Raw genomic sequence first — 15,572 nt, forward strand, 5'->3', positions numbered from 1 at the left:
TATCTATTATTAATTAGCTAAATCTGTAACTTTTCTGTGAATCATTGTTTGGTTAGAAACGATTTTTGAGAAACCTCGTACGTCGTCGCCACTCCAAGCGTTGTTCATTTCGCCATAAGAGCCAAATACAGAAGACATCAAATCGTATTTAGATTCAATACCTACAACAAAGTAGCGATATGGGGCTAAGTGGATTTCAACAATACCCGAAACATTGTCTTGAGTATCAGCCAAGAAGGTTTCAAAGTTACGCATTACGGGCTCTAGAAATTGGCCTTCATGCAACATTGTACCGTACATTTCAGCAATGTTTTGTTTCCAGTAAAGCTGTTGTTTGGTCAAGGTATGTTTTTCTAACAAATGGTGAGCCTTGATTATCAACAAAGGAGCGGCAGCTTCAAATCCAACACGCCCTTTAATACCAATAATTGTATCACCTACGTGAATATCCCTACCAACTCCATAAGGAGCAGCAATATCTGTCAATTTTCTGATAGCTGCTACAGGAGAAAGCGTTTCGCCATTGATGCCTACTAATTGACCTTTTTCAAAATGCAACTTCACACTTTCTTCGCCAGTTTTGGTTACTTGCGTTGGCCAAGCTTCTTCTGGCAAATAGCCATTAGAGGTAAGAGTTTCTTTTCCACCAACCGAAGTCCCCCAAAGTCCTTTGTTGATAGAATAAGCAGCTTTGTGCCATTCTCTCACAACGCCTTTACCTTTCAAATAGTCAATTTCAGCCTCACGAGAAAGTTTTAGGTCACGGATAGGCGTGATAATTTCAACATCGGGCGTAAGAATTCTGAAAACTACATCAAATCGTACTTGGTCGTTACCTGCTCCTGTACTACCGTGTGCAATGGCCTTTGCTCCGATTTTGTTGGCATATTCAGCTACAGCAGTTGCTTGGAATACCCGTTCTGCCGAAACCGACAAAGGGTAAGTGTTGTTTTTGAGCACATTACCATAAACCATGTAACGGATACAATCGTTGTAATACTTCTCAACAACGTCTAAAGCTACGTGCGAGGCAACACCCAAACCATAAGCTTTTTGTTCAATGTCTTTTAATTCTTCTTCTGAAAAACCGCCTGTGTCAACCAAGGCCGAATGCACTTCAAAACCACGGTCTTCAGATAAATACTTGACACAGAAAGAGGTATCTAGTCCTCCAGAAAATGCTAATAATACTTTAGGTTTACTCATTGGTTTCATTTGTATGAATCGGCTTACGGTACGGTTCGTCGCAAAAACGATTCAAAACATTTATATTATCAAATAACACTTCAATTAATGCTTGATTATACTGCTTCTCTTTTGAGTTTGCGGTCTTTTAGTCTTTCTCCCATTTTCAAAAACATCTTTTCTTTGATAGACTTCAGGCGTTCAAGTACCTTAACGTCTTTCAAGAAATTCCATTTCTCATGTTCTGTTTCTTGGATGGTAGCCACAGACGCTTCTTCCTGAGCTTTTTTGCCCCACTCAGGGTCAAAAATCATGCCTGTACACAAGCAGTGCTTACGGCCAGTACGGCTCAAAACGTCGTAGTTGACACACGACTGACAGCCTTTCCAGAAAGCATCATCTACAGGAAGTTCGCTGAAAGTGGTAGGCTCGTACCCAAGTTCAGAGTTAATTTTCATGACAGCCAACGAGGTAGTAATACCAATGATTTTGGCGTCAGGATATTTGCTTCTCGACAGCTCAAAGGCCTTGGCTTTTACGGCTTTGGCTACGCCAAATTTTCTCCATTCGGGTTTTACAATCAAACCAGAGTTGGCCACGAATTTGCCGTGTTCCCACGTTTCGATATAACAAAAACCTACAAATTGCCCTTCGGTATCGATAGCAATAATAGCTTTTCCTTCGTTGATTTTATCACGTAAGTACTGAGGTGAACGCTTAGCGATACCTGTACCACGAGCTTTGGCGGATTCTTCCATTTCGAGGCATATAGCCTCTGCCAGATGTAAATGTTCAGCGGATGCGACCTGAACTGAGTATTGATTCATTGAATGATAGCGATAGCGTTAACCTGCTACGGTTCAAGGAGTTGGTTCGAAAAATAATAAGATAAATAAGGATAACCAGACGGCTTACCACATAGGTAGGCAAAAGAAGATATAGGGGTCAAACCCTAAAAAAGAATGGTCGCCTGCGTAAAGACGCAGCGGGTTCAATAATGATATGTAAAAAAATATTTTTCACTGGAATGATATGCTTGTTTTGCTTTGTGAAATTCTCAAGTTTGCTAACAAACTCGATTATTTTTTTATAAATACTTGACGACCTTTTGTATATTGTTGACTCGTAAAATTTAAAATCGTGCAAAGTTTACCAAAACTAAATGTAAGATGCAAGAGTTTTTTTGAATAGTTTGTAGTTTTACTCATAACACGATGCCTTGAAGCGTATAAATCACTACTTTTTTGTATTTATTTGATGATATATGTAAGGATTTGTTTAATTGAATGACATAAAAAGTTTGCCCCTTTTTAGTTTGGATTATTAGCAATTATTAAGTAAAATTGATAGATTATAAGTTTGCTCCTGTTGGTGCTACAAGCTGCCTAATAGGATTTTTATGAAAATATAATACCGATATTATATGAATGAATTGACGGCAAATGACCTTATGTATGGTTATATGAATGGAATTTTTCCTATGGCTGATACAGACGGAACATTGTATTGGTATTCGCCCGACCCTCGTGCTATTATACCAATAGATACTTATAAACCTCCTAAATCCCTCAAACCCATTCTTAATAAGCATCTGTTCGATATAAAAATCAATGCCGATTTTAATGCTGTGATGAGGCACTGTGCTTCGCCTAGAAATGGTGAACCCGAAACCTGGATTTCGGAAGAAATCATACAGGCTTATTGTGAGCTACACAATAAAGGAATGGCCTATTCGGTAGAGGCTTATCGCAACGACCTACTTGTAGGAGGGTTGTATGGTGTAGCTATTGGTGGGGTGTTTTTTGGTGAGTCGATGTTTTATCTTGAACCCAATTCGTCTAAAGTGGCTTTTCATTATTTGATGGAAAATCTCAAGAAACAAGGTTATATACTATTAGATACTCAATTTATCAACGACAATGTTAGGCGATACGGTGCTATCGAAATACCTCGTGCCGAGTATATCAAATTGCTTAAAAAGGGATTAGATATGTCATGCTCTTTTATTGATACGCCTTTTTCGGAATTGTTTTACCAAAAAATAGAATAAATCCTAAGTTTTGGAGCAAATGAAGTTTGAGCAAAATCTACAGCCTATTTCTTTTATCCCTGACTTTCCTGTAAGCTTCTCGGCAGTTTTTGGCAATGTCTATATTTTTTCATGAGGTGATTGTCTATCTTTGCAATAGATTATTCTGAATCTATGACGCTATTACTTTTTGTTTACTGTAATGCTGTCAAGTGGGCTATACAAGCCGTTTTTCTTGTAATAATCGTATCAATTCATGAGAAGATTAATACCAATGTAATGTCAAAACCAATATTAGTTATCAAATTCGGAACGGCTTCTATTACGCATAAAAATGGGGAGTTGAATGAAGCTATTTTACAAGAAATTGCAAGACAGGTAGCTGTGCTACACGAAAATTATCATATCGTATTGGTGTCTTCGGGGGCAGTAGGAGCAGGCAAAAGCTTTATCAAAGAATACAAAGGCACAATTACTGAGCGAAAGGCTGCTGCTGCCATCGGTAATCCTTTGCTTTTGGCCAAATACACTCGCTATTTTGCTGAATATGATATTGCGATTGCCCAAAGTTTGTGCGAACGCCAGCATTTTGCCAATCGTAACCAATTTTTACAACTCAAAGAAACATACCAAGAACTCTGGGACAATGGCATTATTCCTATTGCTAATGAAAATGACGTGGTAAGTAATTTGGAACTGAAATTTTCTGATAATGACGAATTGGCTACTTTGATAGCTACAGGTTTTGGGGCTTCGGCTTTGCTATTGTGTACTTCTGTAGGAGGGCTTTTAGACGATAACAAACAGATTATCCCTTTTATTGAACAAATAGACGAGCGAATTTTGGGTTTTGTCGATACCGATAAATCGGCACTGGGCTTGGGTGGAATGGTTTCTAAACTTAACTACACTCGTTTGGCTACTCGTATGGGTATCAAAGTTGTGATTTTTGGAATGTCGCCTGAAAATGGTATTATTGAGGCAGTAGCTGAAAAAATAGGAACAGTGTTTGCTCCACAAGAGGTAAGTTTGTCGGCTCGACAAAAATGGTTGGGCAGTGGGAGTGTTATTGCTGGCAAAGTAACTGTAGACGACGGTGCTGTTAATGCTTTGAACAAAAGAAAAAGTCTTTTAGCGGTAGGAATCCAAACGGTGTCTGGTGAATTTGAGCGTGGTGAAGTTTTTGAAATTCTCGACGAAGAGCGAAGTGTGATTGGAATAGCTCGTGCTAGAGAGTCATCGGTGGTGATTGCTCAGAATTTGAAAACCCAAAATTTTGAAGTAGCCAATGCCGACGATATTGTGCTTTTATAATATGGAATAGGTCGCAAGTAGTAATTCTTGCGACCTATTTTATGCCATTGCTAGCGGTTAGTTTTCATTAGGTATTCCTCAAAAATAGAATGCTTTTTCAAAGTATATTGCTCGCTGGCATTGGGTTCGTACTGAGTATCCAAAAAGTCCATAATATTAGTACTATTTGGCATAAACGGCGACTCGATTGTGGTGGTGGGTTGGCTTGGTAAAATACCCTGATAAATTCTGTACACCGAAGGAATTGAGCAATAGAGAAAGAAACTCAGCCACAGTATATATTTTTTACTTTTATTATTTTCTCCTCGGAGCTTGTCGAGCTGTGTAACAATTGCTACCCCAAGAGCAAAACTAGCAGGAATAGCCCCTCTAAACAACAAATCATTACAAATGCCCATTCGGTACAAAGCCAACAGGGCTATAGATACCAACGAAATAATAAGAAATGGATTTTGGGCTTTCAATTGGGGTTTGAGTAAACCATACCAAATCAGGAGATTACTCATAATAAATATCAAATAGCCTCGTAGCCAATAAGGGCTGCTATTCCAAATAAATTGATTTACATTCGTTGTATTGTTGATGGTATTGTTGGCTGTAAGGTACAAGGCCACAGGAATAAAAGGAATACCAATGAGTACATATTTCCAGAAATCCTGAAAAAGTTTAACTTGTTGGCGAGTGGCCCACAGCTTGGCTAACATGATAGGCACTAGGCCAATACTAATCAAAGGACTCCATAAAACGGTACTCATGAAAATCAAAGCATCAGCTTTGTAGCTTTTCTGCTCTGACGGTTGCATCAAAAATAATGTGGTAATTCCTGCTGGAATCAGATGTTGAGGAACCCACTGAAAAGACGTAATCATCGGCGACCAGAAGTTGATATTAAAGCCGTTGAGATGCACATTAACATATTTGATACACGTTTCAAAAAAAGGAATATCCAACAAATCTATAGGCAATAGCACCATATTGGCATTATTGAATAATAAAAAAAGAACAACTATGAGCAGAGAGTTTTTGAGGCTTAAAAGCCAAAGAAGAATTAAAAAAACGCCTATCCACGACCAAATAAGAATCAGGTATTTACAATAAGCTAATCCCATTACTTTGCCTAATACCGCTGTGGTAAGGTAATAGCCCCAATAATAACAACAATAAGCCTTTACGTTTTCGTAGTAAACAGGCCATTTGTGAGTCACTAAATCGTAAATTTTAAAGTTATTCGCTCCCCAGTCAATTACTTGAGACCTGTATTCGCCTATACCAAAGCAAAGACATAACCCTAAGGCTATGAGGGCAAGTATTATAAGAGTTTTTGGATTAACCTTGGCAGATTGCTGTGTTGGAATAGCTATCTGTATTTCTTCACGAATAGATTCCCCCCAAAATACATATAGTAAAATAATACCAAAAAATAACCCAAGAGTAGGCTTGAGCCACGTTGCCAAAAAAATAAAGTTGGGAATAAGCAAATAGGTCAAAGAGGCAATTCGGAGGGCTGTAGTATGGCTCTGAATTGCTAACATCAACTGTTTTTTGATATGTATGGTTAACGTCATGTTTTAATAAGGGCTTCAACGAACTAACCCAATCTATGCTTTAGGTGGTTTTGGAGAGAGTAAGAAATAACGAGCTGCCAAAAAAACCTTTTTTGAGCAGTTGCTCCTCTAATTTGACAAGTTGATAAAAAAAGTTATTGAGCCAATTGGCTGGCAAACTTACATCCGACACAATTTTTGTGGGGTCTATCAAGCCTAGTTTGAGTTGAATTTGCTGAGAAAAACGTACTGCCAAAATCAACGGTGACAACAACACACTCCAATATGAAGCCGACCGAATGGCTAAGCTTTGGGGTAAATATTGACTAAAACTACTAACCGTAAAGCGGTGTTTGCCTCCTACAGCAATATCGTGAGTACCATAAAAGGCATCGAACGCATTGTTGTTAGAAACAAAAACACCTTGAGGCTTCAAGAGTTTGCCTATTTCAATTAATGTTTGTCTAATTTGCTGTTTTTCAAGGCAATACAACACATCGTTGCATACTATTACATCAAACTGCTCGTCAGTGAATACGCTCGACACTTGGTCGGCACTTACTTTCTGAACGGATAATTGCCTTTTTTGACAAAAGAAAATAGATGAATCTGAGTAGTCTACACCTTGTATATGGGTGTATCCATTTTTTTGGAGGAACAATAGCAATCCACCTGTACCACAACCAATATCTAAAATTTTGATAGTTTTGTTTTGCCCGTGGTGGTGGTGAATAGCTCCAAGTACTTTTTCATGCAGGATTTTGTACCACCAAAGCCTTTCCTCGACTTCAAACATCATTTTATATTCTTCGTGACTACTATTGAGCATGATTCGTATGTTTTGATTTTATGACAAATTGAGGCAAATTACTTTGTGTTAAATAGCCTTTGGCTACATATTCTCCAATAATACCAAGTCCAATAATCTGTAATCCTCCTAGAGAAGCAATGAGTAAGAAGATAGGCGAAAGACAAAATATGCCTAATAAGGTAAATATACCGCCTAAAAAGCTCAGAAACGAAAGTATAATACCCAGCAAAAGAATTACCCTAACTGGAAGCAATGAATACCCAAAAAGGATAGACATAAACAGGGCTATGAGTTTTTTTGGGGTATAGCTCGACGTACCTTCGGCACGGTGGAGGTGTGTTACCAATACTTTCCCAACGTTTTTGGTGACCCTAAAAATAAGAGCATCAATGTATGGATAAGGCCCTTGATAATGACAAATTTCGTGAACAACCTCTTTTCTGATGAGTTTGAAACTCGATAAGTACAAATCTGCAGGTTTGTCGAATAGTTGAGTTGTCATTTTATTGACAATCCAGCTACCGAAATTTCTGAAAAAATGGTGTTTTTTGTCTTCGTAAAAACTATAAACTACATCAAGGTTTTCGGTTTGAGCTTTATCAAGTAATTTCAAAATTTCGCTTGGAGGATTTTGAAAATCATCGTCGATAATAACAGAATACAAACCCTTGGTATGATTCAAACCACATATTACGGCATTGAATTCACCAAAGTTACGTCTTAGCGATATAAAGGTAATATTAGAGTATTGTAAGGCCAATTGGTTACAAACCTCTTCCGAATTGTCGGGGCTTCCATCATTCACCAAAACGATTTCAAAAGAAATATGAGAAAGCGTTTCGGTTAAATGAGCTACCAGTGTTGCAATCGTTTTGGCACCTTTATACACGGGAATAACAACCGATAATAACATTAAAATTGATTGATTACGTCAATAATATATTCTATTTCTTGTACTGATAATGCCGTATTTAGGGGCAAACTTAACACTTCCTGATGAATCTGCTCGGTAATAGGCAAATGAAGGGTATTCCAATGTTCAAATGCTTTTTGTTGGTGCGGAGCCACAGGGTAATGAATGTCTGTGCCAACACCTTTTTCGGCTAAGTAGGCTTTTAGTTGGTCACGTTGAGCACAACGAACCACAAATAAATGCCAAGCATCATCCTCGATGGTTTGGTGTGGAGGCAACACTATGGCCGAATGCTTAATATTTGATAAATACAATTTGGCCAAATATCTTCTGTAGGCGTTCTCTTCGTCTAACTTTTCAAGTTTGAGATTGAGAAACGCCGCCTGGATTTCGTCGAGTCTACTATTAATTCCTTGTTGGTCAAAGATATACTTTTGACTAGACCCGTAGTTTCTTAATCCTCTAATTTTAGCAGCAATTTCGTCGTTGTTGGTAGTAATAGCACCGCCATCGCCCAAAGCCCCTAGGTTTTTGGAAGGATAGAAGCTAAAACCAGCGGCATCCGACAAACTACCCGCTTTTTTATTTAGATAGCTTGCTCCATGAGCCTGAGCGGCATCCTCAAATATTTTCAGGCCATGTTTGTCGGCAATAGCCCTAATAGGCTGTATGTCGCAACATTTTCCGTATAGATGAGTTAATAAAATAGCCTTAGTATTGGGCGTAATATGTTGCTCTATTGCTTTGGGATTGATAAGGTATGTATCTAAAAGCGGTTCAACAAGTACTGGACGAAGGCCTACATTGGTAATAGCCAAAATGGTGGCAATGTAGGTATTGGCAGGAACTAATATTTCAGCGTGTGGAGGAAAATTATATGCTTTTAAAATCAGGATAAGGGCATCGAGTCCATTTGCTACACCAATACAGTGCTTGACACCACAATAGGCTGCAAATTTTTTTTCAAATAATATAACATCCTCACCTAGTACATACCAACCTGATTCAATTTTTTGGGAAAATACTTCGACAAACTGTTTTTGATAAATGCTATTGGTGGCCTTGAGGTCCAAAAAAGGTATTTTCATACAGAAGTAGATTGTTCATAAGGTTCATAGATATAGTCATCTTTGTCATAAAATTCGTTAGCCAAAACTAGTAAAATTGAATCACTTGAGAATTGATCCATGATATGCCAATCTTCAGGAGCTAAAACCAAACATTTCTGAGGAGAATCCAATAGGAAATTTTCCTGTTTTTGTCCGTTATCACTTAGTACTCTACAGCTACCTGATATACATACTAGAGCTTGCCAAGTTTTTTTATGCCGATGTCCACCTCTTATCGCATTTTCTTTTCCTTGAATATAGAAAACTCTTTTTATGGTTCCTGGTAGAACTTTTTCAAATACAGTTAAATCCCCTGCATCTGAGCTAAATGTATCTAATTGTAGCAATTGACTCATAAGTTATTGAGATAAATTTCAAATGGGCTATTATTATAAAATAAAATATTTGTATGTTGGTTATTTTCTGACAGGGGGTATTCTACCTAATTTAAACGTAATATAATATTTATGGGATTTTTTTTTACAATACCAAGTATATTGGCAAGAATTGTAAAAACGATGATTTTCAAGGAAAGAATTATGGAAATAATATGTAACCTAGATTCAAAAATAAAGGAATATTACAAAGAAAACAATTGCTTTTGGGGACTATTTATTAAGTGGATGCCCTAAATAGATAAAATACAACTGTATGTTTGAGTGGCAAAGTGATAAGTACTTTGTGAAAAACTTATAAATGTTGTACTTTTGTGAAGTAGCTAAAAATAGAAATCCGATTACGTTGAAGCCAACCAAAGGCGGATATGACTTTAATATAAAAATGGTTAATTCACAAAAAAACGCCCGTTTTACGGGCGTTTTTTGTTTTATTATGCAATAACCACTGCAATTCCTTTTTCAACGTCTTGCTCTACGGTTTTGTATTTGACATTTTCTTTAATGCTTCCGTCTTTGTATTGTACCGTAACTCTTTGGTTGCGGTCGGCTATTTTGATTGCCTGACGTGGAGCTACTTTTTCAACGTTTTGACCAGCACTTGGGTCGATATAGTCGTTTTCGCCACCTAAGCCCCCTGCCAAACCGCCAACCAGTGAAGAAATAGCTTCTTCTTTCTGTAATTGTAATTTAGGTTGTGGAGCTGCTTTTACTTGTGGGGCAGGTTGCTCGGCTTGTTGAGCTTCGGGCATATCTGCTTTCATCAAGAAACTAACAGTATCGGTATTGATTCTGCTTAGGAAACGTTCAAATAATTTAACAGCTTCAAATTTGTAAATCAATAGTGGGTCTTTTTGTTCAAAAACAGCATTTTGTACTGATTGCTTCAAATCGTCCATGTCACGGAGGTGTTCTTTCCATTCTTGGTCGATAAGGCTAAGAGCAATGAATTTCTCCATTTCAGCAATTACCTTTTTGCCTTTTGTTTCAATTGTTTCTCTGGCATCGGCAAACAAGCCCGTTACTAAAGTACCATTGGTAATAGGTACTTGAATACCTGAATAGCCTTGCGAAATGGCTTCTTGTGCAAATAAAACTACTTTTTCGGCAAGTTGTTTATTCTTTTCGTGGTAATGCTTCTCGGCAACATCGTACAAGCGAGTTGTGCGTTGTTGTGTATTAAGCTTGGTGAATTCTTCACGTTGGAAAGGTGGCTCGATACCCAAAATATCAATACAACGCAGTTCTACCTCTTCAAAAGAAATATTGTTCTGGATAATTTCCGAGCAAACATCATACATATTGTTGGCAATATCCAATGCTAACCGCTCGCCAAACAAAGCATTTTGGCGACGTTTGTAAATGGCATTACGTTGGTAGTTCATAACGTCGTCATATTCCAACAAACGCTTTCTGATACCAAAGTTATTTTCTTCTACTTTTTTCTGAGCTCTTTCTACCGACGACGTAATCATAGAGTGTTGGATTACTTCTCCTTCTTCCATACCCATACGGTCCATTACTTTGGCAATACGGTCAGAACCAAATTTACGCATAAGGTCGTCGTCGAGCGACAAGAAGAATTGAGATGAACCAACATCCCCCTGACGACCTGCACGACCACGCAACTGGCGGTCGACACGGCGAGATTCGTGACGCTCTGTACCTACAATGGCCAAACCACCCGCTTTTTTAGCTTCTGGCGATAGCTTAATATCTGTACCACGACCGGCCATGTTGGTAGCAATGGTTACTTTGCCCGATTGACCTGCTTCTGCAACGATTTCGGCTTCACGAGCGTGCTGCTTGGCGTTCAATACATTGTGGCTAATTTTGCGAATAGCCAACATTCTACTCAATAACTCAGAGTTTTCGACCGAAGTTGTACCTACAAGTACTGGACGACCAGCATCTACAAGCTCCTGAATTTCTTGAGCTACAGCATTATATTTCTCACGAACTGTTTTGTAAACTTTATCTTCGTGGTCGAGGCGAGAGATTTTTCTATTGGTTGGTATCGTTACTACGTCCAATTTATAGATTGTCCAGAATTCGCCTGCTTCAGTTTCGGCTGTACCCGTCATACCGCAAAGCTTGTGGTACATACGGAAATAGTTTTGAAGCGTAATTGTAGCGTAAGTCTGAGTAGCATCTTCGATATTTACGTTTTCTTTGGCCTCGATAGCTTGGTGTAATCCGTCCGAATATCTACGGCCATCCATAATACGGCCAGTTTGTTCATCTACGATTTTCACTTTGCCTTCGTCGATAATATATTCGGTATCTTTCTCAAACAAAGTGTAAGCCTTCAACAATTGACTTACTGTATGAATACGCTGTGTTTTAGCAGAATAATCACGAATTAGAGCTTCTTTTTTTACTAGACGCTCATGTTCATTGATTGTTTCGTCTTTTTCAATAGCATTCAAATCTACAGAAAGGTCTGGAATTACGAAGAAGTTGGCATCATCAATCATCCGAGCCATAAAATCAAGTCCTTTTTCGGTCATTTCAACTTGATTATTTTTTTCTTCAATCGTAAACATCAACGGAGCATCAGCCTCAGGCATCAATTTTTGGTTTTCAGCCAAATAGATACCCTCTGTTTCTTGCATGATTTGTTTTGTACCTGTTTCGCCCAAAAACTTAATTAATGGACGGCTTTTGGGAAGCCCTCTGTAAGCACGGAATAAAGCCAAACCACCCTCTTTTTTCTTGCCAGCGGCAATAAGTTTTTTGGCTTCTACCAATTGGTCTTGTACAATTCTTTTTTGTTGCTCAACCAAACGGGCTACCAAAGGATTAAAGATTTCAAAGTCTTGTTCGTCACCACGAGCCATTGGGCCACTGATGATTAATGGCGTACGGGCATCATCAATTAACACGGAGTCAACCTCATCGACCATAGCGAAGTGGTGCTTACGTTGAACTTGTTCTTCGGGGCTACGAGCCATGTTGTCACGGAGGTAGTCAAAGCCAAATTCGTTGTTAGTACCATAAGTAATGTCGGCCAAATACGCTTGTCGTCTTTCGTCGGTATTAGGTTCGTGCTTGTCGATACAGTCAACGGTCAATCCATGAAATTCAAATAAAGGAGCGTTCCATTCCGAGTCACGTTTGGCAAGGTAGTCGTTGACCGTAACCAAATGAACACCTTTGCCTGCCAAAGCATTCAAGAAAGAAGGCAGGGTCGAAACCAACGTTTTACCTTCCCCCGTTGCCATTTCGGCAATTTTACCTTGGTGTAAAACAATACCCCCAATCAACTGTACATCGTAGTGAATCATGTTCCACTCGATTTCGTTGCCAGCGGCCGTCCATTTGTTATGCCAGATAGCGGTATCGCCTACAATTTCAACGTTTTTCTTTTTCGCAGCAATAAATTTGTCGTGAACAGTGGCCGTAACCTCTAGTTTTTTGTTTTCGGTGTACCTTCGGGCAGTTTCTTTTACAATAGCAAAAGCTTGTGGAAGGATGTCCATCAAAACAACCTCTAATTCTTTATTACGTTCTAATTCTAGTTTGTCAACTTCATTGAAGATACCTTCTTTGGCATCTACAGACATTTCGGGGTTGGCTTCTATTTCCATTTTAAGGTCAGAAATATCTGCATCAAACTTGGCCAAACGTTCTTGAATAAGGGCTTTTAAATCAGCCGTTTTTTGACGTAATTGATCGTCTGTTAAGCTTGAAAGCTTGGCATATTCTACCTTAACATTTTCTACGATAGGTAATAGTTCCTTAATATCACGTTCTGACTTTGTGCCAAAAAACTTGGTGACTGCTTTGGTTAAGTAATTTATCATTTTGCTCTTTGTCGTTAATCTTTAGAGATTTGATTAATAAATAGGGTTCTTTTTTGATAAGAATAGCATTTAAACTCCCTATTCTACTACGTACAGAAAATTAAATACTTACAAATTTAGTTCATTAGAACCTTTTAAAAACAATTTCGTTATAATTAATATTGTAGCCAAAACAGAATTGGTCGTATCTTTGAAGATTCCCAAAACACTTTTTTTTACATAAGTAACTGAATATCATGGAACAAACACCCCCTCGTCGCCGTCCTCCTCGTCAAAAGCTAAAAATGCCCCTTTTTGGAAATTTGGGCGGTGGAGCAAGTAATTCTTCGTCAAGACCCGAGAAAAGCCCTTTGAGTGGTAAAATTACACCTATCGCTTTTTTAATTGCATTGGTGGCTTATGGGGTTGACTATGTGATGGATAAAAAAAATACGCACCGTACTATTACGGGAGCTAGTGATGTAAAAGAGATGGTTTGGAACGGAAAAGTGACCAAGAAATGGGCCAACGTTATTTCGTCCGACAATATTCATTATTACATTGAAATGACAAAGATGATTAATGATACTACTTACGAGAAAAATACCGTAGATTTAGTAGGTGAAAAAACCGATTTTTGGGATAAAATAGGCCCCAATAATACCTTGGTCAAGAAAGAGGGAGATTTGAACGTAACTGTAAAAAGATTCTTTAAAAAAGATACTGTCCTAACTCTCAAATATTAATCTAAACCCCACAAATAGTAGAATATTTGTGGGGAAGTATAGGTCTGATTATCAGTTGATAATACAGTAGGTAGTATAAATCTAGTGAATTTCTTGATTTTCTAGAGTCTAGTGGCATAAAATTTGTGTAGGTAATTACAAGACCTGAATAAAATATTATAACGCCATGAAAAAAATTATACTACAAAGTATATTGATATTGTTTGTCTCATTATCCGCTTCTTTTTCTCAGTCTTCAAAAAAAAACATAGTCAATGGATTTAAGTTGCAAGGTACTGATGTTGATGTTTATGTTCTTTGTAACCTTACCAATATAAGTTTATCTAATGTTGCTAACTTGTTAGCATCAAATTTGTTTGCGTCAATGTATTTGGTTGAATCGGTGTCTGAAACGCCCAACTGGGTTATAAAAGATACTCCTCTGGCCGAGGTATCTTTGCCTGATGATTTGGAGCTTGAGGAAAACCAAATTAAGCAATTACAAGGACAAAAAGCCCAACAAAAGCCTCTGCTTGTGATGACTCCTTCCCCCAAAACGGTTGTTGTGGCAGCTCCCCAAGCTGAACCTACAGTGGCTACTACAGGAGGAATTTATGATTATGTGGTTAAGGAAGCCGCAGCAGAAGTAACGCTTACAGAGGAAGAAAAAAAGCAATATTATGCTGGTGGAATAAGGGTTTTATCGCTTTTAGAAGAAGCAGCTCTTAGTGATTCGATATTTACTAAACCCGACCAAAGAGCTGTTTTTCATGGTGGAAGCGATGCTTTTAAAAAATATTTAGAAAAAAACGTAAAGGCCTCTAGGAAAGCTCAACTCAAAGAAAAACAGGAACAAGTAATAGTACAGTTTGTTGTCAAGAAAAACGGAAAACCTGAAGCTTTTAAGTTGATGAAAATGGCCGATTACCAGAGTAGTGAAGAGGTACTTAATGCCTTGCAGGATATGCCCAATTGGCTACCAGCTCAATACAAAGGAACAGAGGTTAGCTCGGTGGTAGAGGTAACCGTTCCTGTTATAAAGCGATAGCAAAATAATTTATATAAAATCCTTTCTGATAGATAAGTTTCAGAAAGGATTTTTTGTAGAAACTTATCTAGTCAAAATAAACGGGTTTGCTGGGGTTTTTGTAATAGTCAAACATCATTTCTATTTGATTTTTTACAATCCTATCTTCAGACAGCAGAGGGAGGTTTTCGAGTGTAAAAAATGCAACTTCTGATGTTTCTTGTGTATGTGCGGCCAATGTTCCGCCAACGATTTCACAAAGGATAAACAGCTTATACACATACCATGCTTGAGGAGGGTGCGGATGATTTTTCTTATCAAATACACCCAAAAGTTTTTGAGCTTTTACTTTTAGCCCAGTTTCTTCCCAAGCTTCTTTTTCGGCTACTTCCGAGGGCGAATAACCTACATCGCCCCAACCTCCAGGAAGTGACCATTTGCCATCGACATTTTCTTTTACCAACAGGATTTCTCCATTGTCATTGAAAATTACCGAACGAACATCTACTTTGGGCGTTTGGTATCCGTCACGTTCGCTAGCAAATAAACGTGTGATTTTTTCGATAGGCTCGTCGCTGAGGTTTTGTAGAATTTTGATACTCAAATCCGATAATTCCTGATAGCGTTCAAGGTCGAAGGGTTTATCTTGTGCGTAAAATATGCCTGCCTGAGCAATAGATTGTATTCTTTGAGCAATGGCGAGCCAATCGGTATTTTTCATTGAAAGCAAATTTA

The 15,572-nt window shown here is 38.2% G+C and carries 13 protein-coding genes; 4 read left to right on the top strand and 9 right to left on the bottom strand.

The genetic code is table 11. The annotated features are described in order from the left end of the window. Positions 1 to 9 precede the first annotated feature (9 nt). Together argG and FLEMA_RS0103605 are read right to left on the bottom strand one after the other, a co-directional pair. Entirely contained in the window at positions 10 to 1,206 is a 1,197-nt protein-coding gene (argG, locus tag FLEMA_RS0103600) for an argininosuccinate synthase (protein ID WP_026994281.1), read from the bottom strand. A 95-nt stretch (positions 1,207 to 1,301) separates the two neighbouring features. Further along, positions 1,302 to 2,012 carry a GNAT family N-acetyltransferase gene (locus FLEMA_RS0103605; RefSeq protein WP_026994282.1) on the bottom strand — a complete coding sequence of 237 codons (711 nt, stop codon included), beginning with the start codon at positions 2,010 to 2,012 and terminating at the stop codon, positions 1,302 to 1,304. A 596-nt stretch (positions 2,013 to 2,608) separates the two neighbouring features. Between FLEMA_RS0103605 and aat the strand changes: the two genes are divergently transcribed. Together aat and proB are read left to right on the top strand one after the other, a co-directional pair. After that, positions 2,609 to 3,235, top strand: a complete 627-nt coding sequence (gene aat / locus FLEMA_RS67385; protein WP_044170739.1) for a leucyl/phenylalanyl-tRNA--protein transferase — start codon at positions 2,609 to 2,611, stop codon at positions 3,233 to 3,235. Positions 3,236 to 3,493: 258 nt separating this feature from the next. Further along, a complete protein-coding gene (proB, locus tag FLEMA_RS0103620; protein ID WP_026994283.1) occupies positions 3,494 to 4,528 on the top strand; it encodes a glutamate 5-kinase in 1,035 nt (344 codons plus the stop codon). Between the two features lie 50 nt (positions 4,529 to 4,578). On the opposite strand, the gene FLEMA_RS0103625 is transcribed toward proB, so the two are convergent. From FLEMA_RS0103625 to secA, 6 genes are all read right to left on the bottom strand, one after another. Continuing rightward, entirely contained in the window at positions 4,579 to 6,093 is a 1,515-nt protein-coding gene (locus tag FLEMA_RS0103625; protein WP_026994284.1) for a hypothetical protein, read from the bottom strand. 40 nt (positions 6,094 to 6,133) lie between these two features. Further along, positions 6,134 to 6,901, bottom strand: coding sequence for a class I SAM-dependent methyltransferase (locus tag FLEMA_RS0103630; RefSeq protein WP_026994285.1), 768 nt, complete (start codon positions 6,899 to 6,901; stop codon positions 6,134 to 6,136). Then, complete coding sequence (locus FLEMA_RS0103635) at positions 6,891 to 7,796, bottom strand: glycosyltransferase family 2 protein (protein WP_026994286.1); 906 nt, start codon at positions 7,794 to 7,796, stop codon at positions 6,891 to 6,893. The genes FLEMA_RS0103630 and FLEMA_RS0103635 overlap by 11 nt, the downstream gene beginning before the upstream one ends. Next, positions 7,796 to 8,884: a DegT/DnrJ/EryC1/StrS family aminotransferase gene (locus FLEMA_RS0103640; protein ID WP_044170742.1), complete on the bottom strand. Its 1,089-nt coding sequence runs from the start codon at positions 8,882 to 8,884 to the stop codon at positions 7,796 to 7,798. The genes FLEMA_RS0103635 and FLEMA_RS0103640 overlap by 1 nt, the downstream gene beginning before the upstream one ends. Continuing rightward, on the bottom strand, positions 8,881 to 9,261 hold the full coding sequence (locus FLEMA_RS0103645; RefSeq protein ID WP_026994288.1) for a sugar 3,4-ketoisomerase: 381 nt from the start codon (positions 9,259 to 9,261) through the stop codon (positions 8,881 to 8,883). Before FLEMA_RS0103645 ends, FLEMA_RS0103640 begins: the two co-directional genes overlap by 4 nt. Before the next feature lie 473 nt (positions 9,262 to 9,734). After that, positions 9,735 to 13,106 (bottom strand): preprotein translocase subunit SecA, encoded by a 3,372-nt coding sequence (gene secA / locus FLEMA_RS0103660; protein ID WP_026994289.1) that lies wholly within the window; start codon positions 13,104 to 13,106, stop codon positions 9,735 to 9,737. 236 nt (positions 13,107 to 13,342) lie between these two features. On the opposite strand from secA, the gene FLEMA_RS0103665 reads away from it, so the two are divergent. Beyond that, the gene (locus FLEMA_RS0103665; protein WP_026994290.1) at positions 13,343 to 13,831 is read left to right on the top strand and encodes a hypothetical protein; all 489 of its coding nucleotides are present in this window, start codon (positions 13,343 to 13,345) and stop codon (positions 13,829 to 13,831) included. A 166-nt stretch (positions 13,832 to 13,997) separates the two neighbouring features. Then, positions 13,998 to 14,858, top strand: a complete 861-nt coding sequence (locus tag FLEMA_RS67390) for a hypothetical protein (protein ID WP_044170744.1) — start codon at positions 13,998 to 14,000, stop codon at positions 14,856 to 14,858. A 67-nt stretch (positions 14,859 to 14,925) separates the two neighbouring features. Here the strand turns inward: FLEMA_RS67390 and FLEMA_RS0103675 are convergent, their stop codons facing one another. Further along, positions 14,926 to 15,558, bottom strand: a complete 633-nt coding sequence (locus tag FLEMA_RS0103675; protein WP_044170746.1) for an NUDIX hydrolase — start codon at positions 15,556 to 15,558, stop codon at positions 14,926 to 14,928. Between the last annotated feature and the right edge of the window lie 14 nt (positions 15,559 to 15,572).

It is taken from the genome of Flectobacillus major DSM 103 (assembly GCF_000427405.1).
Taxonomy (GTDB): Bacteria; Bacteroidota; Bacteroidia; order Cytophagales; family Spirosomataceae; genus Flectobacillus; species Flectobacillus major.

What these genes read in the sequence shown, in the direction of transcription:
- argG (WP_026994281.1), bottom strand. Translation starts at nt 1,206, where the DNA reads ATGAGTAAACCTAAAGTATTATTAGCATTTTCTGGAGGACTAGATACC.
- FLEMA_RS0103605 (WP_026994282.1), bottom strand. Translation starts at nt 2,012, where the DNA reads ATGAATCAATACTCAGTTCAGGTCGCATCCGCTGAACATTTACATCTG.
- aat (WP_044170739.1), top strand. Translation starts at nt 2,609, where the DNA reads ATGAATGAATTGACGGCAAATGACCTTATGTATGGTTATATGAATGGA.
- proB (WP_026994283.1), top strand. Translation starts at nt 3,494, where the DNA reads ATGTCAAAACCAATATTAGTTATCAAATTCGGAACGGCTTCTATTACG.
- FLEMA_RS0103625 (WP_026994284.1), bottom strand. Translation starts at nt 6,093, where the DNA reads ATGACGTTAACCATACATATCAAAAAACAGTTGATGTTAGCAATTCAG.
- FLEMA_RS0103630 (WP_026994285.1), bottom strand. Translation starts at nt 6,901, where the DNA reads ATGCTCAATAGTAGTCACGAAGAATATAAAATGATGTTTGAAGTCGAG.
- FLEMA_RS0103635 (WP_026994286.1), bottom strand. Translation starts at nt 7,796, where the DNA reads ATGTTATTATCGGTTGTTATTCCCGTGTATAAAGGTGCCAAAACGATT.
- FLEMA_RS0103640 (WP_044170742.1), bottom strand. Translation starts at nt 8,884, where the DNA reads ATGAAAATACCTTTTTTGGACCTCAAGGCCACCAATAGCATTTATCAA.
- FLEMA_RS0103645 (WP_026994288.1), bottom strand. Translation starts at nt 9,261, where the DNA reads ATGAGTCAATTGCTACAATTAGATACATTTAGCTCAGATGCAGGGGAT.
- secA (WP_026994289.1), bottom strand. Translation starts at nt 13,106, where the DNA reads ATGATAAATTACTTAACCAAAGCAGTCACCAAGTTTTTTGGCACAAAG.
- FLEMA_RS0103665 (WP_026994290.1), top strand. Translation starts at nt 13,343, where the DNA reads ATGGAACAAACACCCCCTCGTCGCCGTCCTCCTCGTCAAAAGCTAAAA.
- FLEMA_RS67390 (WP_044170744.1), top strand. Translation starts at nt 13,998, where the DNA reads ATGAAAAAAATTATACTACAAAGTATATTGATATTGTTTGTCTCATTA.
- FLEMA_RS0103675 (WP_044170746.1), bottom strand. Translation starts at nt 15,558, where the DNA reads ATGAAAAATACCGATTGGCTCGCCATTGCTCAAAGAATACAATCTATT.